The sequence below is a fragment of the Microbacterium sp. J1-1 genome (assembly GCF_024498615.1).
In the GTDB taxonomy this organism is placed as follows: Bacteria; Actinomycetota; Actinomycetes; order Actinomycetales; family Microbacteriaceae; genus Microbacterium; species Microbacterium aurugineum.
In genome coordinates, this window is record NZ_CP089590.1 from 2,711,550 (window position 1) to 2,734,096 (window position 22,547).

Annotated in this window: 21 protein-coding genes and 1 tRNA gene; 7 read left to right on the plus strand and 15 right to left on the minus strand. The window is 68.2% G+C overall.

All coding sequences use genetic code 11. The annotated features are described in order from the left end of the window. Positions 1 to 3: 3 nt before the first annotated feature. The 7 genes from tmk to LRQ07_RS13110 form a co-directional block, all read right to left on the minus strand. The gene (gene tmk / locus LRQ07_RS13080; RefSeq protein ID WP_256534858.1) at positions 4 to 633 is read right to left on the minus strand and encodes a dTMP kinase; all 630 of its coding nucleotides are present in this window, start codon (positions 631 to 633) and stop codon (positions 4 to 6) included. After that, the gene (gene topA / locus LRQ07_RS13085; protein WP_256534859.1) at positions 630 to 3,506 is read right to left on the minus strand and encodes a type I DNA topoisomerase; all 2,877 of its coding nucleotides are present in this window, start codon (positions 3,504 to 3,506) and stop codon (positions 630 to 632) included. The genes tmk and topA overlap by 4 nt, the downstream gene beginning before the upstream one ends. A 77-nt stretch (positions 3,507 to 3,583) precedes the next feature. Then, positions 3,584 to 3,913 (minus strand): helicase, encoded by a 330-nt coding sequence (locus LRQ07_RS13090; protein ID WP_134351979.1) that lies wholly within the window; start codon positions 3,911 to 3,913, stop codon positions 3,584 to 3,586. Further along, positions 3,913 to 4,281: a TadE family type IV pilus minor pilin gene (locus LRQ07_RS13095; protein ID WP_232763604.1), complete on the minus strand. Its 369-nt coding sequence runs from the start codon at positions 4,279 to 4,281 to the stop codon at positions 3,913 to 3,915. The genes LRQ07_RS13090 and LRQ07_RS13095 overlap by 1 nt, the downstream gene beginning before the upstream one ends. A 14-nt stretch (positions 4,282 to 4,295) precedes the next feature. Beyond that, complete coding sequence (locus tag LRQ07_RS13100) at positions 4,296 to 4,493, minus strand: DUF4244 domain-containing protein (RefSeq protein ID WP_047521780.1); 198 nt, start codon at positions 4,491 to 4,493, stop codon at positions 4,296 to 4,298. Positions 4,494 to 4,549: 56 nt separating this feature from the next. Then, positions 4,550 to 5,449, minus strand: coding sequence for a type II secretion system F family protein (locus LRQ07_RS13105; RefSeq protein WP_319944131.1), 900 nt, complete (start codon positions 5,447 to 5,449; stop codon positions 4,550 to 4,552). Beyond that, positions 5,446 to 6,447 (minus strand): TadA family conjugal transfer-associated ATPase, encoded by a 1,002-nt coding sequence (locus LRQ07_RS13110; RefSeq protein WP_256534861.1) that lies wholly within the window; start codon positions 6,445 to 6,447, stop codon positions 5,446 to 5,448. Before LRQ07_RS13110 ends, LRQ07_RS13105 begins: the two co-directional genes overlap by 4 nt. Before the next feature lie 402 nt (positions 6,448 to 6,849). Between LRQ07_RS13110 and acs the strand changes: the two genes are divergently transcribed. Further along, entirely contained in the window at positions 6,850 to 8,817 is a 1,968-nt protein-coding gene (acs, locus tag LRQ07_RS13115; RefSeq protein ID WP_131491406.1) for an acetate--CoA ligase, read from the plus strand. 81 nt (positions 8,818 to 8,898) lie between these two features. Here acs and LRQ07_RS13120 read toward each other — a convergent pair whose 3' ends face one another. Both LRQ07_RS13120 and LRQ07_RS13125 read right to left on the minus strand, forming a co-directional pair. Beyond that, the gene (locus LRQ07_RS13120; RefSeq protein WP_256534862.1) at positions 8,899 to 9,357 is read right to left on the minus strand and encodes a RidA family protein; all 459 of its coding nucleotides are present in this window, start codon (positions 9,355 to 9,357) and stop codon (positions 8,899 to 8,901) included. Then, entirely contained in the window at positions 9,354 to 9,578 is a 225-nt protein-coding gene (locus tag LRQ07_RS13125) for a hypothetical protein (RefSeq protein WP_047521785.1), read from the minus strand. Before LRQ07_RS13125 ends, LRQ07_RS13120 begins: the two co-directional genes overlap by 4 nt. A gap of 89 nt (positions 9,579 to 9,667) precedes the next feature. Here LRQ07_RS13125 and LRQ07_RS13130 point away from each other — a divergent pair, with 89 nt between their 5' ends. The 6 genes from LRQ07_RS13130 (at position 9,668) to LRQ07_RS13155 (ending at position 15,494) form a co-directional block, all read left to right on the plus strand. After that, entirely contained in the window at positions 9,668 to 12,238 is a 2,571-nt protein-coding gene (locus LRQ07_RS13130) for a transglycosylase domain-containing protein (RefSeq protein WP_232763600.1), read from the plus strand. Further along, entirely contained in the window at positions 12,229 to 13,170 is a 942-nt protein-coding gene (locus tag LRQ07_RS13135) for a metallophosphoesterase (protein ID WP_256534863.1), read from the plus strand. Before LRQ07_RS13130 ends, LRQ07_RS13135 begins: the two co-directional genes overlap by 10 nt. Before the next feature lie 56 nt (positions 13,171 to 13,226). Further along, positions 13,227 to 13,303, plus strand: a tRNA-Pro gene (locus LRQ07_RS13140). 66 nt (positions 13,304 to 13,369) lie between these two features. Next, complete coding sequence (locus LRQ07_RS13145; protein WP_134351989.1) at positions 13,370 to 13,846, plus strand: VanZ family protein; 477 nt, start codon at positions 13,370 to 13,372, stop codon at positions 13,844 to 13,846. Next, positions 13,843 to 14,598, plus strand: a complete 756-nt coding sequence (locus tag LRQ07_RS13150; protein WP_256534864.1) for an HAD-IIB family hydrolase — start codon at positions 13,843 to 13,845, stop codon at positions 14,596 to 14,598. The genes LRQ07_RS13145 and LRQ07_RS13150 overlap by 4 nt, the downstream gene beginning before the upstream one ends. Before the next feature lie 53 nt (positions 14,599 to 14,651). Next, the gene (locus LRQ07_RS13155; RefSeq protein WP_232763596.1) at positions 14,652 to 15,494 is read left to right on the plus strand and encodes a DUF1295 domain-containing protein; all 843 of its coding nucleotides are present in this window, start codon (positions 14,652 to 14,654) and stop codon (positions 15,492 to 15,494) included. A gap of 30 nt (positions 15,495 to 15,524) precedes the next feature. On the opposite strand, the gene LRQ07_RS13160 is transcribed toward LRQ07_RS13155, so the two are convergent. From LRQ07_RS13160 to LRQ07_RS13185, 6 genes are all read right to left on the minus strand, one after another. Further along, the gene (locus LRQ07_RS13160; protein ID WP_256534865.1) at positions 15,525 to 16,784 is read right to left on the minus strand and encodes an alpha-hydroxy acid oxidase; all 1,260 of its coding nucleotides are present in this window, start codon (positions 16,782 to 16,784) and stop codon (positions 15,525 to 15,527) included. Positions 16,785 to 16,794: 10 nt separating this feature from the next. After that, on the minus strand, positions 16,795 to 17,517 hold the full coding sequence (locus tag LRQ07_RS13165; RefSeq protein WP_256534866.1) for a FadR/GntR family transcriptional regulator: 723 nt from the start codon (positions 17,515 to 17,517) through the stop codon (positions 16,795 to 16,797). Positions 17,518 to 17,724: 207 nt separating this feature from the next. Then, positions 17,725 to 18,378 (minus strand): thymidine kinase, encoded by a 654-nt coding sequence (locus tag LRQ07_RS13170; protein ID WP_047521800.1) that lies wholly within the window; start codon positions 18,376 to 18,378, stop codon positions 17,725 to 17,727. A 9-nt stretch (positions 18,379 to 18,387) separates the two neighbouring features. Further along, the gene (locus tag LRQ07_RS13175) at positions 18,388 to 19,860 is read right to left on the minus strand and encodes a malate:quinone oxidoreductase (RefSeq protein WP_232763593.1); all 1,473 of its coding nucleotides are present in this window, start codon (positions 19,858 to 19,860) and stop codon (positions 18,388 to 18,390) included. 63 nt (positions 19,861 to 19,923) lie between these two features. Then, positions 19,924 to 20,994, minus strand: coding sequence for an aspartate-semialdehyde dehydrogenase (locus LRQ07_RS13180; RefSeq protein WP_256534867.1), 1,071 nt, complete (start codon positions 20,992 to 20,994; stop codon positions 19,924 to 19,926). Between the two features lie 180 nt (positions 20,995 to 21,174). Further along, positions 21,175 to 22,455, minus strand: a complete 1,281-nt coding sequence (locus LRQ07_RS13185) for an aspartate kinase (RefSeq protein WP_047521813.1) — start codon at positions 22,453 to 22,455, stop codon at positions 21,175 to 21,177. Positions 22,456 to 22,547 lie beyond the last annotated feature (92 nt).

Consider the following 22,547-nt stretch of genomic DNA (forward strand, 5'->3'; position numbering starts at 1 on the left):
TGATCAGCCGAGCAGCTCTCCGACCCGCGCGCGGATCCGTTCGGCGATGCTCTCGGGAGAGGCAGCGGCGTCCAGAACCAGGAACCTGTCGGGCTCGGCGTCGGCGAGGGTGAGGTAGGCGTCGCGGACCCGGCCGTGGAACTCTTCCTGCTCGGCCTCGAGGCGGTCGAACGGCTTGTCCGCCGAGTCGAGACGGGTGCGTGCTGCCGCAGGATCGAGGTCGAGAAGCACGGTCAAGTCGGGAAGGGCACCTTCTGCCGCCCAGAGCGACAGGTCGCGGATCTCTTTCGCATCGAGCACGCGCCCGGCCCCCTGATACGCCACGGACGAATCGAGGTAGCGGTCCTGCAGCACGACGTCGCCACGCTCGAGCGCCGGTCGCACGACGGTCGCGACGTGATGCGCGCGGTCGGCCGCGTACAACAGCGCCTCCGCGCGCGGTGCGATGTCACCGCGGTGATGCAGCACGATGTCGCGGATCAGCTGGCCGACCTCGGAGCCGCCCGGTTCCCGCGTGCGCACGACCGTGCGACCCGCAGCCACCAGCCACTCGGCGAGCAGGTTCGACTGCGTGGTCTTGCCGGACCCGTCGCCGCCTTCGAGTGTGATCCACACCCCGCGGCCTGAGGTCACGAGTCCGCCTTCTCGGCGGCCTTCGCGGCCGCGTTCGCCGCACGGGTGGCCGCCGCCTTCTTCGCCGCCGCCGACCGCGCGGCCGATGTCGCCGCTGTCGTCTTCTTCGCCGGGGTCTTCTTCGCCGGGGTCTTCTTCGCGGAGGCCTTCTTCGCCGAGGTCGCCTTGGCCGCCGTCTTCTTGGCTGGCGCGTTCTTCGCCGGAGCCTTCTTCGCTGCTCCCCGCTTGGGGGCCGGCCCCTTGGCGCGCTTGTCGGCGAGCATCTGCACCGCGATCTCGAAGGTGATGTCTTCGACGGTCTGACCACGTGGGATGGTCACGTTGGTCTCTCCGTCGGTGACGTACGCCCCGAAACGACCGTCGCGGATGCGGATCGGCTTGCCGCTGACGGGATCGGCCTCGAACTCGGCGAGCGCGCTCGACGCCCGTCGACCGGCACCGTACTTGGGCTGCGCGTAGATCTCGAGCGCCTGCTCGAGCGTGATGCTGAAGATCTGCGACTCGCTCTCGAGGGAGCGGGAGTCCGTGCCCTTCTTCAAGTACGGACCGAAGCGGCCGTTCTGCGCCGTGATCTCATCGCCGGACTCCGGGTCGACACCCACCACGCGCGGGAGGCTGAGCAGCTGCAGCGCCGTGTCGAGGTCGATCTCATCGACGGACATCGAACGGAAGAGCGATGCCGTCCGCGGCTTGGGAGCCGCTTCCTTCTTCGCTCCGCGCTTCGGCTTCGGGGCCTCGACGACCTCTCCGGTCGCTTCATCGATCGCGGCGTCTTCCGCCACCGGATCGTTCTCCTGCACATAAGGCCCGAAGCGGCCGTCCTTGACGACGACGATCTTGCCGTTCGCCGGGTTCTCCCCGAGCACACGGTCGCCCGCGACAGGAGCATCGATGAGCTCCTGCGCCTTCTCCGCTGTCAGCTCGTCGGGCGCCAGGTCTTCCGGCACGTTCACGATGCGCGGCTTCGCCTCCGGGTTCTCAGGGTCGGCGACCTCCAGGTACGGGCCGTATTTGCCGAAGCGGAGAGTGGCCGTGTCGGTGATGCGCGTGGAGTTCAGCGCACGCGCATCGATCTCGCCGAGGTTGTCGACGACCTGACGGAGACCGACGTGCGAGTCCGAGCCGAAGTAGAACGACTTGAGCCATTCGACACGGTTCTGTTCACCGCGCGCGATGGTGTCGAGGTCGTCTTCGAGCGCTGCCGTGAAGTCGTAGTCGACGAGGTCCGCGAAATGCTCTTCGAGCAGACGCACCACGCTGAACGCCAGCCACGTCGGCACCAAGGCCTGGCCGCGCTTGACGGCGTAGCCGCGGTCGAGGATCGTCTCGGGGATCGACGCGAAAGTGGAGGGACGACCGATGCCCTTCTCCTCGAGCACCTTGACGAGCGAAGCCTCGGTGTAGCGCGGCTTCGGCGTCGTGCGGTGGCCCTTCGCCTCAGCGTCCGACACCGCGAGCTGATCGCCCACGGCGACGGCCGGGAGCGACTGGTTCTCCGCGGCATCCGCGTCACCGCGCTTCTCGTCCCGCCCTTCCTCGTAGGCCTCGAGGAAGCCCTTGAAGGTGTAGACGGTTCCGGACGCCGTGAACTCGGCCTTCTTCCCCGCGGCATCGACGGCGATCGTGACCGTGGTGGTCTCGTACTTCGCGTCGGCCATCTGGCTGGCGACCGTGCGCTTCCAGATGAGGTCGTAGAGGCGCTGCTCATCGCGATCGAGATCGGACGACAGCGATGCCGGCGTCCGGAAGTTGTCGCCCGAGGGACGGATGGCCTCGTGCGCCTCCTGCGCGTTCTTGCTCTTGGACTTGTAGACCCGCGGCTTCAGCGGCACGGCGGCATCACCGTAGAGGGCCACCGCCTGGCTCCGCGCCGCCTGCACCGCCTGGGTGCTCAGCGACGTGGAGTCGGTACGCATATAGGTGATGTACCCCTTCTCGTACAGCCGCTGGGCGACACCCATCGCCTGCTTGGCTCCCATGGAGAGCTTGCGCCCGGCCTCCTGCTGCATCGTCGAGGTCGTGAAGGGCGCGTAGGGGCTGCGCGTTCCCGGCTTGGCCTCGACCTTGGTGACGGAGCCGGAGCCGACCGCGTCGATCGCCTCGGCGAGAGCGGAAGCCGCGGCTTCATCGAGGACGACGACGGCCTTCTTGAGCTTTCCGTCGTCGTCGAAGTCGGCGCCTCGTGCGAGCTGGCCGCCGTCGACGCGGACGAGGCGGATCTTGAAGGACGTGCCGGTCGCCGCGGCTGCGGCGTCGACGTCCCAGTACTCGGCGGAGGTAAACGCCATGCGCTCACGCTCCCTGTCGACGATGAGTCGGGTCGCCGCCGACTGGACGCGTCCCGCGGAGATTCCGGTCTTGACCTTGTACCAGAGCACCGGGGAGACGTCCCAGCCGTACAGACGGTCGAGGATGCGGCGGGTCTCCTGGGCATCGACGAGGTCGTGGTCGAGCTCGCGGGTGTTGCCGACGGCCGCCTGGATCGCATCCTTGGTGATCTCATGGAAGACCATGCGCTTGACCGGGACCTTGGGCTTGAGGGTCTCCAGAAGGTGCCAGGCGATCGCCTCGCCTTCGCGGTCCTCATCTGTCGCGAGCAGGAGTTCGTCGGCACTCTTGAGGGCGCGCTTGAGCTCGGCGACCGTCTTGGTCTTGCGATCGGACACGACGTAGTACGGGTCGAACCCGTTGTCGATGTCGATCGAGTACTTCCCGTAGGCCTGCTTGTCCTCCGCCGGAATGTCCTTCTTGTCGGCGAGGTCGCGGATGTGGCCGACGGAGCTGAGCACCTCGTAGCCGTCGCCGAGGTATCCCTGAATAGACCGCATCTTCGTCGGGGACTCGACGATGACGAGCTTCTTGCCTTCAGCCAAGGGTGCGTCCTTTCTTCGAAGCACACCATACACACCACTGTGTGGGGTCATTCACAGTGAGCGAGGTCGCGCGGCCGTCACTGTCCCTCGGGTGGCCCGGCACGGGCTCGGGAGACGGCTGCGAGTCCAGCGTACGCCGCCTGCACCTCCACGGTCGCCACGAAGCCCTCCAGAACGCATCCGGTGAGGTCGGCACCGGCGGCCTCCGCGACTGTCGCGGCGAGGGCGCACGGCTCCGCCGAGGTCGGCACGGCGCCGCTGGCGGCATCGGCCGCAGCGAGTGCCGCGGCATCCGCAGCGCCCGCCGCCCGCTGCGCCGTCACCGAGGCACCGGCCACCGCCGCCAAGCCGAGGGACAGCGCGGCCGCCACGGCGAGGACACCCGCAGCGAGCGCCGTGCCCGCCATCAGAGTCCTCCGTCGAGCGCGCAGCTCGACGCCCGCAGGGGCACCCGCACCGCCGCACCCCACGAGACCTCCACCGACGAGGTGACGCACACGAGCTCACCGCGGCGCGACGCGGACACCCCGGCGCCCGGGACCGCCGCACGCACAACCCCCTCCGCGGCGCCGAGTCCTTCTCCCCGACCGAGCAGGCGAGCGGCATCGGCCGACGCATCCTGCAGCGCGACCTGACGCGATGCGGCTCCGAGCGCGCCCGCGCCCAGCAGCAGCGCCAGCACCACAGCGGGCACGGCGAGCGCGAGCTCTGCCGCGACCGAGCCCCGCTCGCCCTCGACGGCGATGAGCGATGTCGTCCGTCGCCGCGGGGCCATGATCCGCAGGCTCCTCACGACACGGTCAGGGCGCGCCGCACGAGATCCGTCAGGATGCCGCGGACTTCATCGGATCTCATGATCACGACGAGGAGACCGGCGAACGCGACAGCCGCCATTGTCGTGATCGCGTACTCCGCTGTGGCCGCACCGGTGTCGTCGCCGAACAGCATCGCCGCCCTGCGCCGGTCGAGTCGGGGAATGGTCGTCATGGTGTTCCTTCTTTCTCTGAGATGTTCGTATGGAGGACGGATGGCCACGGGGGCGATCACAACGGCAAGGGTGTCGATGACAGGACGCTCAGGAGCATCGGGGCCACACCGAGCAGGAGGAACGCCGGCAGGGTGCACACTCCGAGAGGGATCAGGAGTCGTGTCGAGAGCTTCGCCGCGCGGAGACGGCCTCCGACCCGAGCGGCATGGCGGTCCTGCGCCGCGGACGCGCGGAGCAGTTCCACCGCGGGCACCCCCGCCGCTCGGGACAGATCGAGCACGGCGCGGATCCGCTCGTCACTCCCTCCCGAAGCGGAGCTGTCGTCCACGAGTGCAAGCGCCCGGTCGATGGACGCTCCTCCGGCGAGCGCGACGGCCACGAGTTCCGCGCGCATCCCTGGCGTGCCCGGCCCTGGCTTCGCCCGCCGCAGAAGTCCCTTCGTCCACTGTCGCGCCGCCAGCACCAGGAGCAGGCCCACGACCACGCAGCCGGCGCCGAGGGGGGTGCCGACGATGACGCCGAGGGTGTCGAAGCCGAGCGCGAATCCGAGAAGGAGCCCCGCGAGCGGCATCCAGAGCAGCAGACGGGCTGTTCCCGCGGGTTCCGCGAGGGCGATGCGGACGTCGTCGGCTGCCGAGGCGGCATCGCGCAGCGACTCCGCGATGATCCGGAGCACTTCCGCGAGAGGTGCGCCGACGGTCGTCGCGATCTCCCACGCGGCTGCGAGATCGGTCCACGCCCCCCGCTCGGCTTCGATCGCCGAGAGGAGAGGGACGCCCTCGTCGACCCGCCCGACCACGGCCACCGCATGCGGGTCGCCGGTGCCTGCGAGATGTCGCCACGCAGTGAGAGGAACCGCGCCCGCCTGCAACAGCACCGCCAGCGTCTGCACCGATGTCGCGGCCTCTGCGGCGCCTGCCGACTCATTGCGGTGCGCCTGCCTGAGTCGGATCACCACGGGGACACTTCCTGGATATCCAGGCGATCGGCCACGAGCACGAGGCGACCGGCCTGGCGTATCCGACGGACACCATCCGGGGTTCGATCGAGATGGAGAACCACGGAGAACGCGCTCACCGCCTGCCGTGCGAGCGCAGTGGCATCCATCCCCGCGAGCGCACCGAGCGCCTCGAGTCGGGCGGGCACGTCGCGCAGACCGCTGGCGTGCATCGTGCCCGCTCCCCCGTCGTGCCCGGTGTTGAGCGCGCTGAGCAACTCACGCACCTCCTCCCCTCGACACTCCCCGACCACCAGCCGGTCGGGCCGCATGCGCAGGGACTCCCGCACCAAGCGAGCAAGGGTGATTCCACCCACCCCCTCCAGATTCGCCTGGCGGGCTTCGAGCGCGACGTGGTGCGGGTGCCGGGGACGCAACTCCGCCACATCCTCGATCGTGACGATGCGCTCGGTCGGCGGGACCTCGGAGAGCAGCGCGGACAGCAAGGTGGTCTTGCCCGTTCCGGTGCCCCCGGTGATGAGGATGTTCGCTCGGTCGGTGACGAGCCCGAGCAACCAGGCCTGCTGGCGCGCGTCGAAGGCGCCGAGGGCGGCGAGCGCCGAGAGATCCGCCGCGCGCACCCTCGGGATGCGGATCGAGAGCGCCGTTCCCGTCGTCGAGACCGGCGCGAGCACGGCATGCACGCGGATACCGGAAGCGAGACGGACGTCGACGCACGGCGCTTGATCATCGAGGTGTCGTCCGCCGAGACCGACGAGAGCAACCGCCAGATCCCTGACCTCTCGCTCGGAGGCCCGCCACTGCGTCGCCGGTTCCGCGCCGCTGCCGCGGTCGACGAACAGCCCGGCCGTGCCGTTCACGAAGACATCGGTCACGGTGTCGTCGATGTGGGCGAGAAGCGGACCGAATGCGGGATCGAGGTGCAGGGGGTCGAGAAGGGAGTCCGTCCGGGCGGCGGCCGCTCCCCGGGGCTGGATGACGAACGAATCGGGCATACCGCGACGCTAGGCGGCGCCCCCGGCACGAGAACGTGGTCGAGTACGGGCGGAGCGAGGCCTGTGTAGAAGTGCCATCCGGCAACGCCCGTGCAGGAGTCGATCGGGCATCGCGGGAGCCATCACGCGGGAGCGCTCCCAAACGAAATGGGCGGCACCTCACGGGGGGAATGAGATGCCGCCCACGGTGGGCCACGATCGGGGGAATCGGGCGCACCAAGGCCGGAATGAGATTTCGGCTGTCGTCGAGTGTACGCAAGGCAACCGTCCTCACAAAACCGAAACCACTACCGACTTTCGGCAGTATGCGAGGGGAGTTCGCGGGGATAGATTCACCCTGAGCTGGTCGTCCACCCCACGACCATGCTCGAACGACCGAATGCCGCAAAGGAGCGCCTGCCGATGAGCAGCCAGATCGACCACCTTCTCGATGAGACCCGGCGATTCCCGCCGTCGGAGGAATTCATCGCCCAGACCATCTCCTCGCCGGAGCTGTACGAGCGCGCCGCGGCTGATCGCGAGGCCTTCTGGGGGGAGCAGTCCCGCGAACTCGTGCACTGGCACAAGCCGTTCACGCAGGTGCTCGATTGGACGAATCCGCCGTTCGCGAAGTGGTTCGACGACGGCGAGCTGAATGTGGCGTACAACTGCCTCGACCGTCACGTCGAGGCCGGCAACGGCGACCGCGTCGCGCTGCACTGGGAGGGAGAGCCCGGCGACTCCCGCCGCATCACCTACGCCGAGCTGACCGACGAGGTCAAGCGTGTCGCCAACGTGCTCGAAGGGTTGGGAGTGGGGCAGGGCGACCGCGTCGCGATCTACCTGCCCATGATCCCCGAGGCGATCGCCTCGATGCTCGCGGTCGCGCGTCTCGGCGCCATCCACTCGGTCGTCTTCGGCGGATTCAGCGCCGACAGCCTGCGCTCACGCATCGACGACGCCGGAGCGAAGCTGGTGATCACGGCGGACGGCGGATACCGCAAGGGCCGTGTCTCGGCGCTCAAGCCCGCGGTCGACCAGGCACTGGCCGATCGGGGCGACGGTGAGCAGCAGACCGTCGAGCACGTGCTGGTCGTCAAGCGCGGCGAGAACGACGTCGACTGGGTCGAGGGCCGCGACGTCTGGTGGCACGACGTCGTCCCCGCAGCGTCGTCCGAGCACACCGCATCGGCGTTCCCGGCGGAGAACCCCCTCTTCATCCTGTACACCTCGGGGACCACCGGAAAGCCGAAGGGCATCCTACACACCTCCGGCGGCTACCTCACCCAGGCGGCGTACTCGCACAAGTACGTCTTCGACCTGCACCCCGAGACCGATGTCTTCTGGTGCACGGCTGACATCGGCTGGATCACCGGGCACAGCTACGTGGCCTACGGCCCGCTCGCGAACGGTGCGACCCAGGTGCTCTACGAAGGCACGCCGGACACCCCGCATCCCGGCCGCTGGTGGGAGATCATCGAGAAGTACAAGGTCTCCATCTTCTACACCGCGCCGACCGCGATCCGCTCCTTCATGAAGATCGGCCGCAGCGTCCCGCAGAAGTTCGACCTGTCGTCGCTGCGCCTGCTCGGCTCGGTCGGCGAACCCATCAACCCCGAGGCGTGGATGTGGTACCGCGACGTCATCGGCGCAGGCAAGACCCCGATCGTCGACACCTGGTGGCAAACCGAGACCGGAGCGATCATGGTCTCCGCCCTCCCCGGCGTCACCGAGACCAAGCCCGGGTCCGCCCAGGTGCCGCTGCCCGGGATCTCGATCGATGTGGTCGACGAGAGCGGTGTCGAAGTCGGCAACGGCAACGGCGGCCTGCTCGTCATCACGGAGCCCTGGCCGAGCATGCTGCGCGGAATCTGGGGCGACCCGGAGCGCTACCGCGAAACCTACTGGGAGAAGTTCGAGGACCAGGGCTACTACTTCGCCGGAGACGGGGCCCGCCTCGACGAGGATGGCGACCTGTGGCTGCTGGGGCGCGTCGACGACGTCATGAACGTGTCGGGCCACCGCCTGTCCACCGCCGAGATCGAATCGTCGCTGGTCGCGCACGAAGCCACCGCCGAGGCCGCCGTGGTCGGGGCATCGGATGAGACCACCGGGCAGGCCGTCGTCGCGTTCGTCATCATCAAGGAGAGTTACCTCGCGGCGCATGAGCCCGCAGGACTCGCCCAGCTGCTGCGGCTGTGGGTCGGCGAGCAGATCGGCGCCATCGCGCGTCCGCGTGACGTCTACATCGTCGGCGAACTCCCCAAGACGCGATCCGGCAAGATCATGCGCCGTCTGCTGCGCGATGTGGCCGAAGGCCGCGAGGTCGGTGACACGACGACCCTCGCCGACACCGCAGTGATGAGCATCATCTCGGCCCAGGTGAAGTAAGCCCCCCTGAAAGATCGAAAACGCGCCTCCCGGGCTTCCGGGAGGCGCGTTTTCGATCCCGCACGCGGGCGGGGCGGCGGGTCAGGCGAGGCGGAAGGCCACCTCGACCTCGACCGGGCTGCCGAGGGGAAGCTCCGCGACGCCGACGGCCGCGCGGGCGTGGCGCCCGGCGTCCCCGAAGATCTCGCCGAGCACATCGCTGGCACCGTTGATGACCCCGGGCTGCCCGGTGAAGCCTTCGGCGGAGGCGACGAATCCGCCCACGCGCAGCACACCGGCGATGCGGTCGAGTCCACCCGCGGCATCCGCTGCCGCGGCGAGGGCGTTCAGCGCACAGGTCCGTGCGTAGGTCTTCGCATCCTCGGCGGAGACCTCCGCACCGACCTTGCCCATGGCGGGGAGCGCGCCTTCGACGAACGGCAGCTGGCCCGAGGTGTACACGAGCCCGCCGTGCACGACCGCGGGCACGTAGGCGGCCACCGGTGCGGCGACCGGGGGCAGCTCGATGCCGAGCTCGGCCAGGCGGGTTGCGACGGTCATGCCTGCTCCCCCTCGAACTGGCGGGCGGCCTGTTCCGCCGCAGCGAGGCCGGCGTTGGCAGAAGCCTCGGCTGTGACAGGGCGCTTGAGGTAGGCGACGAGCCCACCCTCGGGGCCCTGCACGACCTGGACGAGCTCCCAGCCCTGCTTGCCCCAGTTGTTGAGGATCGCGGCGGTGTTGTGGATGAGCAGCGGCGTGGTGAGGTACTCCCACGTGGTCATGGCACTCCTGTCGATCGGGGCGCGACGCCGTGATTCCGCGTCGGGCTCGTCAAAGGCGGTATTCAGGGAACTCCCCTACGATCAAGCGTATGCCCCAAAAGAATCGCACGGTGAGAGGCGTGCTCGGCGGACTCGTCGGGCTCGTCGGGCTGAGTGCCGTCGCCGGACTCCTGGTCGCAGCGAGCGTCACGCCCGTCCTCACGATGACCGGCCTCGCCGGCACCCAGGCCCTCACGCTCTTCGACCAGCTGCCCGAGAACCTCAACCCGGGTACGCCGATGGAGCAGTCCACGATCTACGCCACGACGCCCGACGGCAAGAACGTCGCCCTCGCGTCGTTCTACGAGCAGAATCGTGTGCCCGTGACCTACGAGCAGGTCTCCCCGGTGCTCTACGACGCGATCCTGTCCAGTGAGGACAAGAGCTTCTACAGCCACGGCGGCGTCAACGTCGGCGCGACGGTGAAGGCGCTGATCGACAACGTCCGCGGCACCTCCAGCCGCGGTGCATCGACCATCAGCCAGCAGTACGTGAAGAACGTGCTGATCCAGGAGTGCGAGCAGAAGGTCGACACGACCTCGGAGACGCACAACGAGGATCTGCAGCAGTGCTGGAAGGACGCGACCAACGCGACGGGCGCCGACGGCATCGAGCGCAAGCTCCAGGAGATGCGCTATGCGATCCAGATCGAGAAGGACTTCTCGAAGAACGACATCCTCCTCGGCTACCTGAACATCGCGAACTTCGGCGGAACGGTCTACGGCATCGAGGCCGCGGCCAACTACTACTTCAACACGACCTCGGCGAAGCTCACGGTCGCGCAGGCGGCGACGCTGGCCGGCATCGTGCAGAACCCCAACACGTACCGCATCGACAAGCCCGAGGGCACCGTCACGAATTCGAAGGGTGAGGCGCTCAACACCGCCGAGAGCGGCTACGCCCTCACGAAGGATCGGCGTCACTACGTGCTCGGCCGCATGCTCGCGGACGGCAAGATCACCCAAGCGCAGTACGACGAGGCGGACGCCTCCGAGATCACGCCCTCGCTCAACCCGCCCACGCAGGGTTGTGCCTCCGCGGGCGCCAACGCCTACTTCTGCCAGTACGTGAAGTCGATCGTGCTGAACGACGAGGCATTCGGCAAGGAGCCGCAGGACCGGGCGGACCTGCTCCGCCGCGGGGGCCTCAAGATCTACACCTCGCTGGACTACCGCATCCAGGACCCCGCCGCGCAGGCGATGAAGGACATCGTGCCGGCCAACTACGACAACGACTACTTCGGTGCTGCCGGAGTGTCGATCGAGGTGGGCACCGGACGCATCCTGTCGATCACGCAGAACACGCAGTTCGATGAGACGAGCACGGATGACCTGGCGAAGAGCTCGCTGGTCTTCGCCGGGGATATGAAGAACGGCAACTCGGGCGGGTTCCAGGTCGGATCGGTCTACAAGCTCTTCACCCTGATCGACTGGCTCGAGAAGGGCCACTCCGTCAACGAGGTCCTCAACGGCCGGGTGCAGACAAACATGAAGTTCACGACGGCGTCCTGCGGCGGGGGAACCCTCATCGCCGACACCAAAGAGATCGGCAACTTCGGCGGCGGCGGCGGCTACACCGCCAGCGTCATGGACTTCACCCGGCAGTCCCTGAACAGCGGATACTTCGCGATGGCCTCGAAGCTGGACATCTGCGAGATCAACCAGGTCGCCGACCGCATGGGCGTCACGCTCGCCAACGGTACAAAGGTCACTAAGGAGAACGTCGTGTACGACGTGCTCGGCCCGAAGAACATCTCCCCGATCGCGATGGCCAACGCCTACGCCACGGTCGCCAGCGGCGGAAAGTACTGCACGCCGCGCGCGATCGACCGCGTGGTCGGCCCCGACGGCAAGGACCGCGAGCTCCCGAAGTCGTCCTGCACCGACGGCGTCATCTCGAAGGAGGTCGCGGCGACCGCCGCCTACGCGCTTCAGGGTGTGATGTCCGGCGGCGGCACCGGTGCCCGCGCCAACCCGTTCGACGGCACGCCGCTCATCGGCAAGACCGGGACCCACGACCGCTGGTCGACCATGATGATCGAGTCCAGCACCAAGGTCACGACCGCGGTGTGGGCCGGGCGCTGGAAGGGCCAGTCCGACATCTACCAGAAGTGGGCCGGGAACTACCAGCTCAACAACATGCGGTACCCGCTGGCGTTGGCTGCGCAGGCTGCGGCCAACGGTGCCTATGGCGGAGACGCCTTCCCCCGCCCCGACAACAACCTGACCCGTCGGGTGCTCACCGAGGTGCCGAATGTCGTCGGGATGACGATGGACGAAGCGCGGTCGACGCTGGAGAGCCGAGGCTTCTCGGTCACAGACGGGCCGGCTGTCGACAGCGACCAGCCGACGAACATCGTCGTCGCCCAGGATCCCTCCGGGCAGGCCGCAGGAGGCACGACCGTGACGATCTCCCCCAGCAACGGGCAGGGGACCACGGTTCCGGGGAACCTGGCCGGGATGTCCCGTGCGGACGCGGCGGCCGCGCTGGGAGCCGCCGGCTTCACGTCGATCGACTTCGACAACTCGTGCAACCCGCCGAACGCTGTCGTGAGCTCCACGGATCCGGCACCCGGCACCGCCACGAGCAAGTCCACCGCCGTGCGAGTGACGTGCGAGTAGCCTCGCGCCGCACGGCCCACCCGGCCCTCATCGCGCTCGGCGCGGTGGGGGCCGTCGGTGCTGCTGCCGCCGTCTGGGGCATCGGCATCGAGCGCTACCTGTTCACGGTGCGCGAGGTCACCGCCCCCGCCCTCCCCGCCGGTTCAGCTCCGATCCGCATCCTGCACCTCTCGGATGCGCACATGGCGCCGTGGCAGCATCGGAAGCAGGATTGGCTGGCATCGCTCGCGGAGTTGAAGCCCGATCTGATCGTCAACACCGGCGACAACCTCGGCCACCTCGACGGCCTCGCCGGCATCCGCCGGGCGTTCGATCCGCTCGCCGGTATCCCCGGCGTCTTCGTGCACGGGTCGAACGACGTCACCGCTCCCTCCCCGCGCAACCCGCTGCGTTACTTCCTCGGTCCGTCGAAGAAGCATCATGAGCCGACGCCGCTGGACACTGCGGCGATGGACCGGTACTTCACCGACGAGCTGGGGTGGACCGACCTCAACAACTCCGCAGCGCGCCTCACGGTCGCCGGCACGGTGGTCGACGCCTTCGGCGTGAATGACGCGCACCGGGACTGGGACCGCCTCGATGTGCTCCCCGACGCGATCGGTGCCCTCGGTCCGCGCGACGCATCGACACCGTTGCTCGGCGTCACCCACGCCCCCTACCAGCGCGTGCTCAATGGATTCACCGCCCTCGGCGCCGATGCGATCCTCGGCGGCCACACACACGGCGGTCAGGTCTGCCTGCCCGGATACGGTGCACTCGTCGCGAACTGCGATATCCCGCTCAAACAGGCCAAGGACCTCAGCACCTGGTCGCACGGCGGGCGCACGGTCCCGCTCAACGTCAGCGCGGGGTGCGGTCACTCGATCTACGCCCCGGTCCGCTTCGCGTGCCGCCCCGAGGCGACGCTGCTCACGCTCACGGCCCGGAACTGATCCCGGTCTCGATTCGGCGCACGGAGCATTTCCCTGTAGACTCGGAGGGTTGCAAACGGGGTGTGGCGCAGCTTGGTAGCGCGCTTCGTTCGGGACGAAGAGGTCGCAGGTTCAAATCCTGTCACCCCGACCAGTGACACCGGAAGGCCGCCCTCAGGGGCGGCCTTCTCTGTATCGGCTTCACGCACGAAGGGAACGCATGGGGTCTCTGCTCCCGCCGCCGCGCCGGTTCACCCGCGCCTGGGCCCTCGCCCTCGGCATCCCGTTCCTCCTCGTCCTCGCGGCGCTCACGCTGACGCCCTCACGCGTCGAACACACGATGCCCAATCTGCTCGACGTGATCCTCGGCATGGCCCATCGCCTCGGCTGGGCGTCGCTCGACTTCACCCGCCTCGAGATCCTGGCGAACATCCTCGTCTTCATCCCGGTCGGCATCCTCGCCTTCGTGCTGCTCCCCCGCCGCGTCTGGCCTCTCGCACTGCTCGTCGGACCGGCGCTCTCCCTGGCGATCGAGACAGTTCAGCGCCTCGCACTCCCCCATCGTGCAGCGACCCTCACCGATGTCCTGGCGAACTCGACGGGCGCCGTGTTCGGCGTGGCCCTCGCTGTCATGTGCACCCTGCTGTTCGCGCCGCGAGCTTCCCCGCGCCCACCTTCTAGGCTGGAGACACCATGACCACGCCTGTCCTCGTCGCCTTCGATCTCGACGACACACTCGCGCCGTCCAAGGGAGTGATCGACCCGCGCATCGCCGAACAACTGCGGGCTCTGCTGCGCACCGTGGACGTCGCGATCATCTCGGGCGGCAACGAGGCGCAGTTCCGCTCGCAGGTCGTCGCCCGCCTCGGTGACGCGGCCCCTGCGGCGCTCGCACGACTCCATCTGCTGCCCACCTGCGGCACGCGGTATCTGCGCCATGACGGGGCGGACTTCGTGCCCGTCTACGCGCACGACCTCAGCGACGAGGAGAAGCAGGCGGCCCTGATCGCTCTGCGCGAAGAGGCCGAGCGTCTCGGGCTCTGGGAGGCGGACCCCTGGGGCGAGATCCTCGAGGACCGCGGATCGCAGATCACCTTCTCCGCGCTGGGCCAGCGCGCCCCGCGCGAAGCCAAGCACGACTGGGATCCGACCGGGGCGAAGCGCGCGGCTCTGCGGGATGCGGTCGCCGCTCGCCTCCCCGGCCTCGAGGTGCGCTCCGGCGGATCGACCTCGATCGACATCACCCGCGCCGGCATCGACAAGGCCTTCGGGATGACGCAGCTCGCCGCTCACACCGGAATCCCGCTCACGGACATGCTGTTCTACGGCGACCGGCTCGACGAGGGCGGGAACGACTACCCGGTGCTGGCCATCGGCGTGCCGTCGGTCGCCGTCGACGGCTGGGAAGACACCGCCGACAAGCTCGACGAGCTCCTGCGCTCGCTCTGAGCCGCCGCGGTGTCGCACGGCACGACGTCACCGCGTGGCCCTAGCATGGCGACATGGACGCCTTGCTGATCGTGATCATCGTCGCCGCGGCCACCAGCGCGGCCTGCTGGATCCTGTCCCTGGCCACCCGCGACACCTCGTGGGTCGACCGTGCCTGGTCGATCGTACCCGTGGCCTACGTGTGGATCTTCGTCGCCGGTGCCTTCGCGCAGGGCGACGGATCGGCGCGCGTCGTGCTGATGGGGGTGCTCGTGACCGCCTGGGGAGCCCGCCTGACCTTCAACTTCGCGCGCAAGGGCGGCTACACGGGCATGGAGGACTACCGCTGGGCGATTCTTCGCGCACGCATGCGGCCCTGGCAGTTCCAGATCTTCAACCTGCTGTTCATCATCGGCTATCAGATGACACTGCTCGTCCTCATCACCTTGCCGGCCCTCGTCGCCGCGCAGAACCCCTCGGCGCTGACGGGGTGGGACGCGCTCTTCATCACGGCGTTCCTCGCCTTCCTGGTCGGCGAGACCATCGCCGACCAGCAGCAGTGGGCCTTCCATCAGCGCAAGAAGCAGGCGGGCGGCTCCCTCTCCCCCGGCTTCGCGACCACCGGGCTGTTCCGCTACAGCCGACACCCGAACTTCTTCTTCGAGCAGGCACAGTGGTGGGCCCTCTACGCGATCGGCGCGACGGCCGCCACTGCGGCGGGCGCGGGTGTGCTCGGTGGCGTCCTGAATCCGACGATCATCGGCCCTGCCCTGCTGACGGTGCTCTTCATCGGCTCGACGATCTTCACCGAGTCGATCACCGCGTCGAAGTATCCGGCCTACGCCGAGTATCGCCGTACGACGTCGATGCTGGTGCCGTGGCCGCCGCGCCGCAGGGCCGTCGCCCCGCAGGCCTGAGCCTGTCCGGGGGCGCCCCGCCACTCCCGCTCAGCGCGTGCGCGCGTCCGCAGCCGCCCTCGCCACGGGCACCAGGCGCGTGAGCTGAGTGACGTGTCCCGGTTCGAGCTCCGCAAGTGAGGAGACCCCCAGCAGACGCATCGTGCGCTCGATCTCACTGCGCAGGATCGCGATCGTCCGGTCGACCCCCTGGCGCCCGCCGGCCATCAAGCCGTAGAGGTACGCGCGCCCGATCAGGGTGAAGTCCGCCCCGAGCGCCACGGCGGCGACGATGTCGGCACCGTTCATGATGCCGGTGTCGATCATGACCGTGAAGTCGTCGCCGACGGCCCGTCGCACCTCGGGCAGGAGATGGAACGGAATCGGCGCGCGATCGAGCTGTCGTCCGCCGTGGTTCGAGAGCACGATGCCGTCGACTCCCGCATCACGCAGGCGCACCGAGTCCTCGACGTTCTGCACGCCCTTGATCACGATCTTCCCGGGCCAGATGTCACGGATCACGCCGAGATCGTCGTAGCTGATCGTCGGGTCCATCGCGGCGTCCAGCAGCTCACCGACCGTTCCGCCCGTGGTGCTCAAGGAGGCGAACTCCAGCTTCGGAGTCGTCAGGAAGTCGAACCACCACCACGGCCGCGGGATCGCGTTGATGATCGTGCCGAGCGTGAGCTGCGGCGGGATGCTGAAGCCGTTCCGCTTGTCCCGCAGACGGGCACCCGCGACCGGGGTGTCCACTGTGAACTGGAGGGTGTCGAAGCCGGACGCGGCGGCGCGGCGGGTGAGCTCGTACGAGATCTCCCGATCGCGCATGACGTAGAGCTGGAACCAGTTGCGACCGTGCGGGTTGGCGGCCGTGACGCCCTCGATCGACGTCGTGCCGAGGGTGGACAGCGTAAACGGGATGCCCGCAGCGCCGGCGGCTCCGGCACCGGCGACCTCGCCCTCGGTCTGCATCAAGCGGGTGAAGCCGGTGGGCGCGATCCCGAAGGGCAGCGCGGAGGGGCCGCCGAGGATCTCGACGCTCGTGTCGACGTCGGGGGCGGGCCGCAGGATGCCCGGGTGGAACTCCACGTCCTGGAACGCCTGCCGGGCGCGCGAGAGCGAGAGTTCGCCCTCGGCGGCGCCATCGGTGTAGTCGAAAGCCGCCTTGGGTGTGCGGCGCTTGGCGATCAGACGAAGATCGTCGATCGTGAGCGCGGCATCGAGACGGCGCTTGCGGCCGTCGAACTCGGGCTTCTTGAACTTCATGAGGTCGAGGAGTTCGACGGGATTCGGGAGCTGGCGCTGCACCATGGTGTGCCTCTCAGTTCAGGGGATGGAGGTCGCGGGTCAGCCCCGCGGACGTGTAGTAGCCGGTGATGTGCGAATGGACCAGAGTGCGAGCGGCATCGCCATCGCCCTCGTCGATCGCGGCGACCAGGGCCCGGTGTTCGGTGCGCAGCCGCTCCGCCATCGCGTCCCAGTCGGGGATCGCGGCGACGCCCGCCTGCACGTAGGACTCGATGGATGAACGCAGGCCCGCCATCATCGCGGCGATGACCGTGTTGCCGCTGGCTTCAGCGAGGGAGAGATGCAATTGGGCGTCGAGGGCGAGGAACTCCGCCGCAGCAAGGCCTGTCGCGTCCATCGCCTCGAGCAGCTGGTGCGCGCGTGTCGTGTCGCGATCTGCGGAGGCGGCGAGAGCCGTCACCACTGCGTCTTCGAGCACCAGGCGCGTGCGCACCACGTCGTCCAACGGGAAGCCCTGCGCGGCGACCTGCAGCCGGAGGAGCGCGGACATCCCTCCGGTCGGGGTCGCGATGACGATGGCGCCGGACTGCGGACCCGAGCCTGTCGCGGTGCGGATGAGACCCATCACCTCGAGCACACGGAACGCCTCACGGACGCTGGAGCGCCCGACACCGAGCTCGCTCGCGAGGTCACGCTCCGAAGGGAGCCTGTCCCCCGGGCCCAGACGAGCGTCGAGGAGGTCGCGCTCGATGTGTTCGAGTACGAGCTGCCAGGCGCGCGCCGGCTGTTCACCCATCGATCCTCCTGTGGTCTGACCACAGCGTATCCTCCTGTGGTCAGACCACGCAACACAGGCAGCCTCGGGTTCGTTCAGGTGCACAACTCCGCAAGAATTCACAGGAGACCCTGCGGAGCGGCGTCAGCATGGGATCCGGTCGAGGATCTGCGGAGTTGTGAAGCGAGGAGGCGGCGAAACCACTGCGGGAGCAGGACCGGGAGGGGCTCAGCCCAGGCGCCCACCGGATTCGTCGAGGTAGCACGTCCCGCACAGCGACTCGTAGGTCGTCAGCTCGGGGGAAGCCGTTCCGACCGCGCCCTCGTCGATCGCGACCTGATCGCCGTCGAAGACGAAGCGCCCGCCGACCACCCGGCCGTTGAACACGGCCTTCCGCCCGCACCGGCAGATGGTCTTAAGCTCCTCGAGCGAGTGCGCGATCGCGAGCAGCCGCGCGGATCCGGGGAAAGCGTGCGTGAGGAAGTCGTTCCGGATGCCGTATGCCATCACCGGCACCCCGTCCTCCACAGCGATCCGGAAGAGATCGTCGACCTGCGACGGAGTGAGGAACTGTGCCTCGTCGACGAGGAGGCATGCCACATCCACGGGCCCGCCGGGGAGCAGTTCTTCATCCGTGGAACGACGGAGGCGGTCACGATGCTGGGTGAACAGCTCGCGGGCGTCGTCGGCCTGCCCGACGAGGAAGTCGACCTGACGGGTGACGCCGAGCCGACTCTCGATCTCGGCCGCACCCTTGGTGTCGATCTCCGGCTTCGCGAGCAGCACGTGCTGTCCGCGCTCCTCGTAGTTGTACGCGGCTTGGAGCAGGGCGGTCGACTTGCCGGAGTTCATCGCGCCGTAGCGGAAGTAGAGCTTCGCCACGGGTCGGGCTCAGGCGTTGATGCCGAGGGCGGCGGCGGTCGCCTCCGTGGATTCCTCCGCGAGTGCCGGATCCGTGTTCAGCTTCTGGCCGAACGTGGGGATCAGGGCGCGAAGCTCGGGCTCCCAACCGGGGTACTCCGACGGGAAGCAGGTCTTCAACAGACCCAGCATGATCGGGACCGCCGTGGAGGCACCGGGCGAAGCACCGAGGAGCCCGGCGATCGAGCCATCCGCAGACGAAACCACTTCTGTGCCGAACTGCAGGATGCCCCCCTTCTGCGGGTCCTTCTTCATGACCTGCGCACGCTGACCGGCGTCGATGAGGGTCCAGTCCTCATCCTTCGCCGTCGGCATGAAGGTCCGCAGACTGTCGACCTTCTTGGCGTGGTTCTTCAGCAGCTCGCCCACCAGATAGGTGATGAGGTCGGGGTTCTTCACGGCCACCTGCAGCATCGGGAGCAGATTGTGCGCCCGCACCTGCGACACGATGTCGAGCATCGATCCGTTCTTCAGGAACTTCGGACTGAACGTCGCGAACGGCCCGAACATGAGCGAGGACTCCCCATCGACGACGCGGGTGTCGAGGTGCGGGACCGACATCGGCGGCGCACCGACCGAGGCCTGCGAATACACCTTCGCCTTGTGCTGCGCCACGATCTTCGGGTTCGTGGTCTTGAGGAATTGTCCGCCGATCGGGAAGACACCGTATCCCTTTATCTCGGGGATACCGGAGTTCTGCAGGAGCTTGAGGGCCCAGCCGCCGGCGCCGACGAACACGAAGCGCGCCTTGACCTCGTTCGGCGTGTGGCCGATGCTGTTGCGGTACTTGACCAGCCAGGTCCCGTCCTTCTGCTTCTTCAGGCTGCGCACCTCATGGTTGGTGCGCAGCGTGACGCCCGACTCGGTGAGGTGGTCGAAGAGCTGGTGGGTGAGCGCGCCGAAGTCAACGTCGGTTCCTGCGGGAACGCGGGTCGCGGCGAACGGCTCGCCCTTGCGGCGCTGCTGCATCAGCAGAGGCGCCCAGGTGTTGATGACGCGCGAGTCCTCGCTGTACTCGATGCCCGCGAACAGCGGCTGCTCCTTGAGCACCTCGTAGCGTGCCTTGAGGTAGGCGACATCCTTCTCACCGCGGACGAACGTCATGTGCGGAGTCGCGTTGATGAACGTCGACGGCGCATCGAGCACACCACGGTCCACGAGCGACGACCAGAACTGGCGACTCTGCTGGAACTGCTCGTTGATCGACACCGCCTTGGCGGGGTCCAGCGGGGCATCCCCCTGCTGCGGCATGTAGTTCAGCTCACACAGGGCGGCGTGACCCGTGCCGGCGTTGTTCCACGGGTTCGAGCTCTCCTGGGCCACATCGGAGAGTCGCTCGAAGGCGACGATCTTCCACTCCGGCTGCAATTCGTGCAGCAGCGTACCCAGGGTGGCGCTCATGATGCCACCGCCGATCAGGACGACATCGACGTTTTCAGTCACCGAACCAGTCTAGTTCGCGGGCACGCCACCGCGGACCATGCGACGGTGTCCGCGGCGAAGAGATCAGCGCGCGACGGCGAGACGCTCCGCGAGGACCTCGGCGATCTGCACCGCATTCAGTGCGGCTCCCTTGCGGAGGTTGTCGTTGCTGAGGAACAGCACGAGCCCCTTGCCCTCAGGCGCGGACTGATCGGCCCGGATGCGACCGACGAAACTGGGGTCCTTGCCGGCAGCCTGCAGCGGCGTGGGGACCTCGTCGAGGACCACGCCGGGAGCCGCGCTCAAGACTTCGCGCGCACGCTCGGGCGAGATGGCACGGGCGAACTCGACGTTGATCGAGAGGGAGTGACCGGTGAAGACCGGGACACGCACGCAGGTGCCCGCGACCCGGAGATCGGGGAGTTCGAGGATCTTGCGGCTCTCGTTGCGGAGCTTCTTCTCCTCGTCCGTCTCGTTGTCCCCGTCTTCGACCAGATTGCCGGCGAACGGGATCACGTCGAAGGCGATCGGAGCGATGTACTTCTCGGGCTCCGGGAAGTCGACGGACGAACCGTCGTGCACGAGGCGCAGGGTGTCGCCCTGCGCGAGCACTCCCTCGACCTGACCGAGGAGCTCCTGGGCGCCGGCGAGCCCGGAGCCGGAGACCGCCTGGTAGGTGGACACGATGAGACGCTCGAGGCCGGCCTCGGCGTCGAGGGCCTTCAGCACCGGCATGGCCGCCATGGTGGTGCAGTTCGGGTTCGCGATGATGCCCTTGGGGCGATCGTCGATCGCGTGCGGGTTGACCTCGCTGACCACGAGGGGAACCTCGGGGTCCATCCGCCAGGCGCTGGAGTTGTCGACGACCACGGCGCCGGCGGCGGCGAAACGCGGCGCATAGGCACGGCTCGCGGTAGCTCCTGCCGAGAACAGGGCGATGTCGACGCCCGAGGCATCCGCCGTCTCGACGTCTTCGACGATGACGGTCGCGCCGCCGAACTCGATGGCCGTGCCCGCGGAGCGTGCGGATGAGAACAGCCGCAGGTCGCGGATCGGGAACGACCGCTCGGCGAGAATCTCGCGCATCACGGTGCCCACCTGGCCGGTGGCGCCGACGATGGCGACGGAGAGTCCTGATTCGGAGATGCGGGTCATGATGTTCCTTGGCGTCGTGCGGTACTGCGTACGAGGCTTCGGGCGCGGCGTCGGGATGTGGATGCTGCGCCTGGCGCCGGTGTCAGGGTTTCGGTGAGTCTACCGTGCCTCGATGGACCGTCGGCTCTGCGCTCCGCGACCACTCACCTGTGTCAGGAAAACGGCGACGATCGGCAGAGATCAGCGGCCGGTGCCGGCGTGGACCGTGGCTTCGGCGTCGCCGTCGAGTCCGTAGGCGGTGTGCACCGTCCGCGCTGCCTCGGTCAGGTCGGTGTCGCGCAGCACCACCGAGATGCGGATCTCCGAGGTGGAGATCATCTCGATGTTGATGCCGCCGGCCGACAGCGCCTCGAAGAGGGTCGCCGAGACCCCCGAGTGCGTGCGCATTCCCGCACCGACGACCGAGAGCTTGCCGATCTGATCGTCGTGGATCAGGTTCTGGAACCCGACTTCGGTCTGATCGCCGGCGAGCGCCTTGAGCGCAGCCGCCGCATCCGCCTTGGGAACCGTGAAGGAGATGTCGGTGCGTCCGGTCGCAGAGACGTTCTGCACGATCATGTCGACGTTCGCGCCCGACTTCGCGACGATCTTGAAGATCTCCGCGGCCTTGCCCGGCACGTCGGGCACGCCCGCGACCGTGATCTTGGCCTGGCTGAAGTCGGTGGCGACACCGGCGACGATCGGTTCTTCCATGACTGCTCCCTCGGCTTCGCGCGGGTTCTTCATGCCCTCGCCCAGAACGTATGTGCCCTCGGCCGACGAGAAGGTCGACCGAGCATGAATGAGGACGCCGTGACGGCGTGCGTACTCGACGGCGCGGATGTACAGCACCTTGGCGCCGTTGGCGGCCAGCTCGAGCATCTCCTCGCTGGAGACGTGATCGAGCTTCTGCGCCTTCGGGATGACGCGCGGGTCAGCGGTGAAGATGCCGTCCACGTCACTGTAGATCTCGCACACGTCGGCGTCGAGCGCGGCGGCGAGAGCGACGGCCGTGGTGTCGGAGCCTCCACGGCCGAGCGTCGTGATGTCTCTGGTGTCGCGATTGAAGCCCTGGAACCCGGCGACGATCACGATCGCCCCCTCATCGAGGGCTTCGCGCAGACGAATCGGCGTCACGTCGACGATGCGTGCGGCACCGTGCTGGGAGTCCGTGATCATGCCCGCCTGGCTGCCGGTGAATGACCGCGCCTCGAATCCCATCGAGTGGATCGCCATGGCCAGCAGCGCCATCGAGATGCGTTCTCCGCTGGAGAGCAGCATGTCGAGCTCACGCGGTGCGGGGATCGGGGCGACCTCGTCCGCGAGCTCCAACAGCTCATCGGTCGTGTCACCCATGGCGCTGACCGCCACGACCACGTCATGACCGGCACGACGCGTGTCGACGATGCGCTTGGCGACGCGCTTGATGCTCTCTGCGTCGGCGACGGACGAGCCGCCGTACTTCTGCACGATGAGGGCCACGATCACTCCCTGGGATGTCGGGCGGATCCGCCCACGCTCATTCTATGATCGGCGCGTATGCCCTGCTGCGCATGTGTCATCGCTTCCGACGG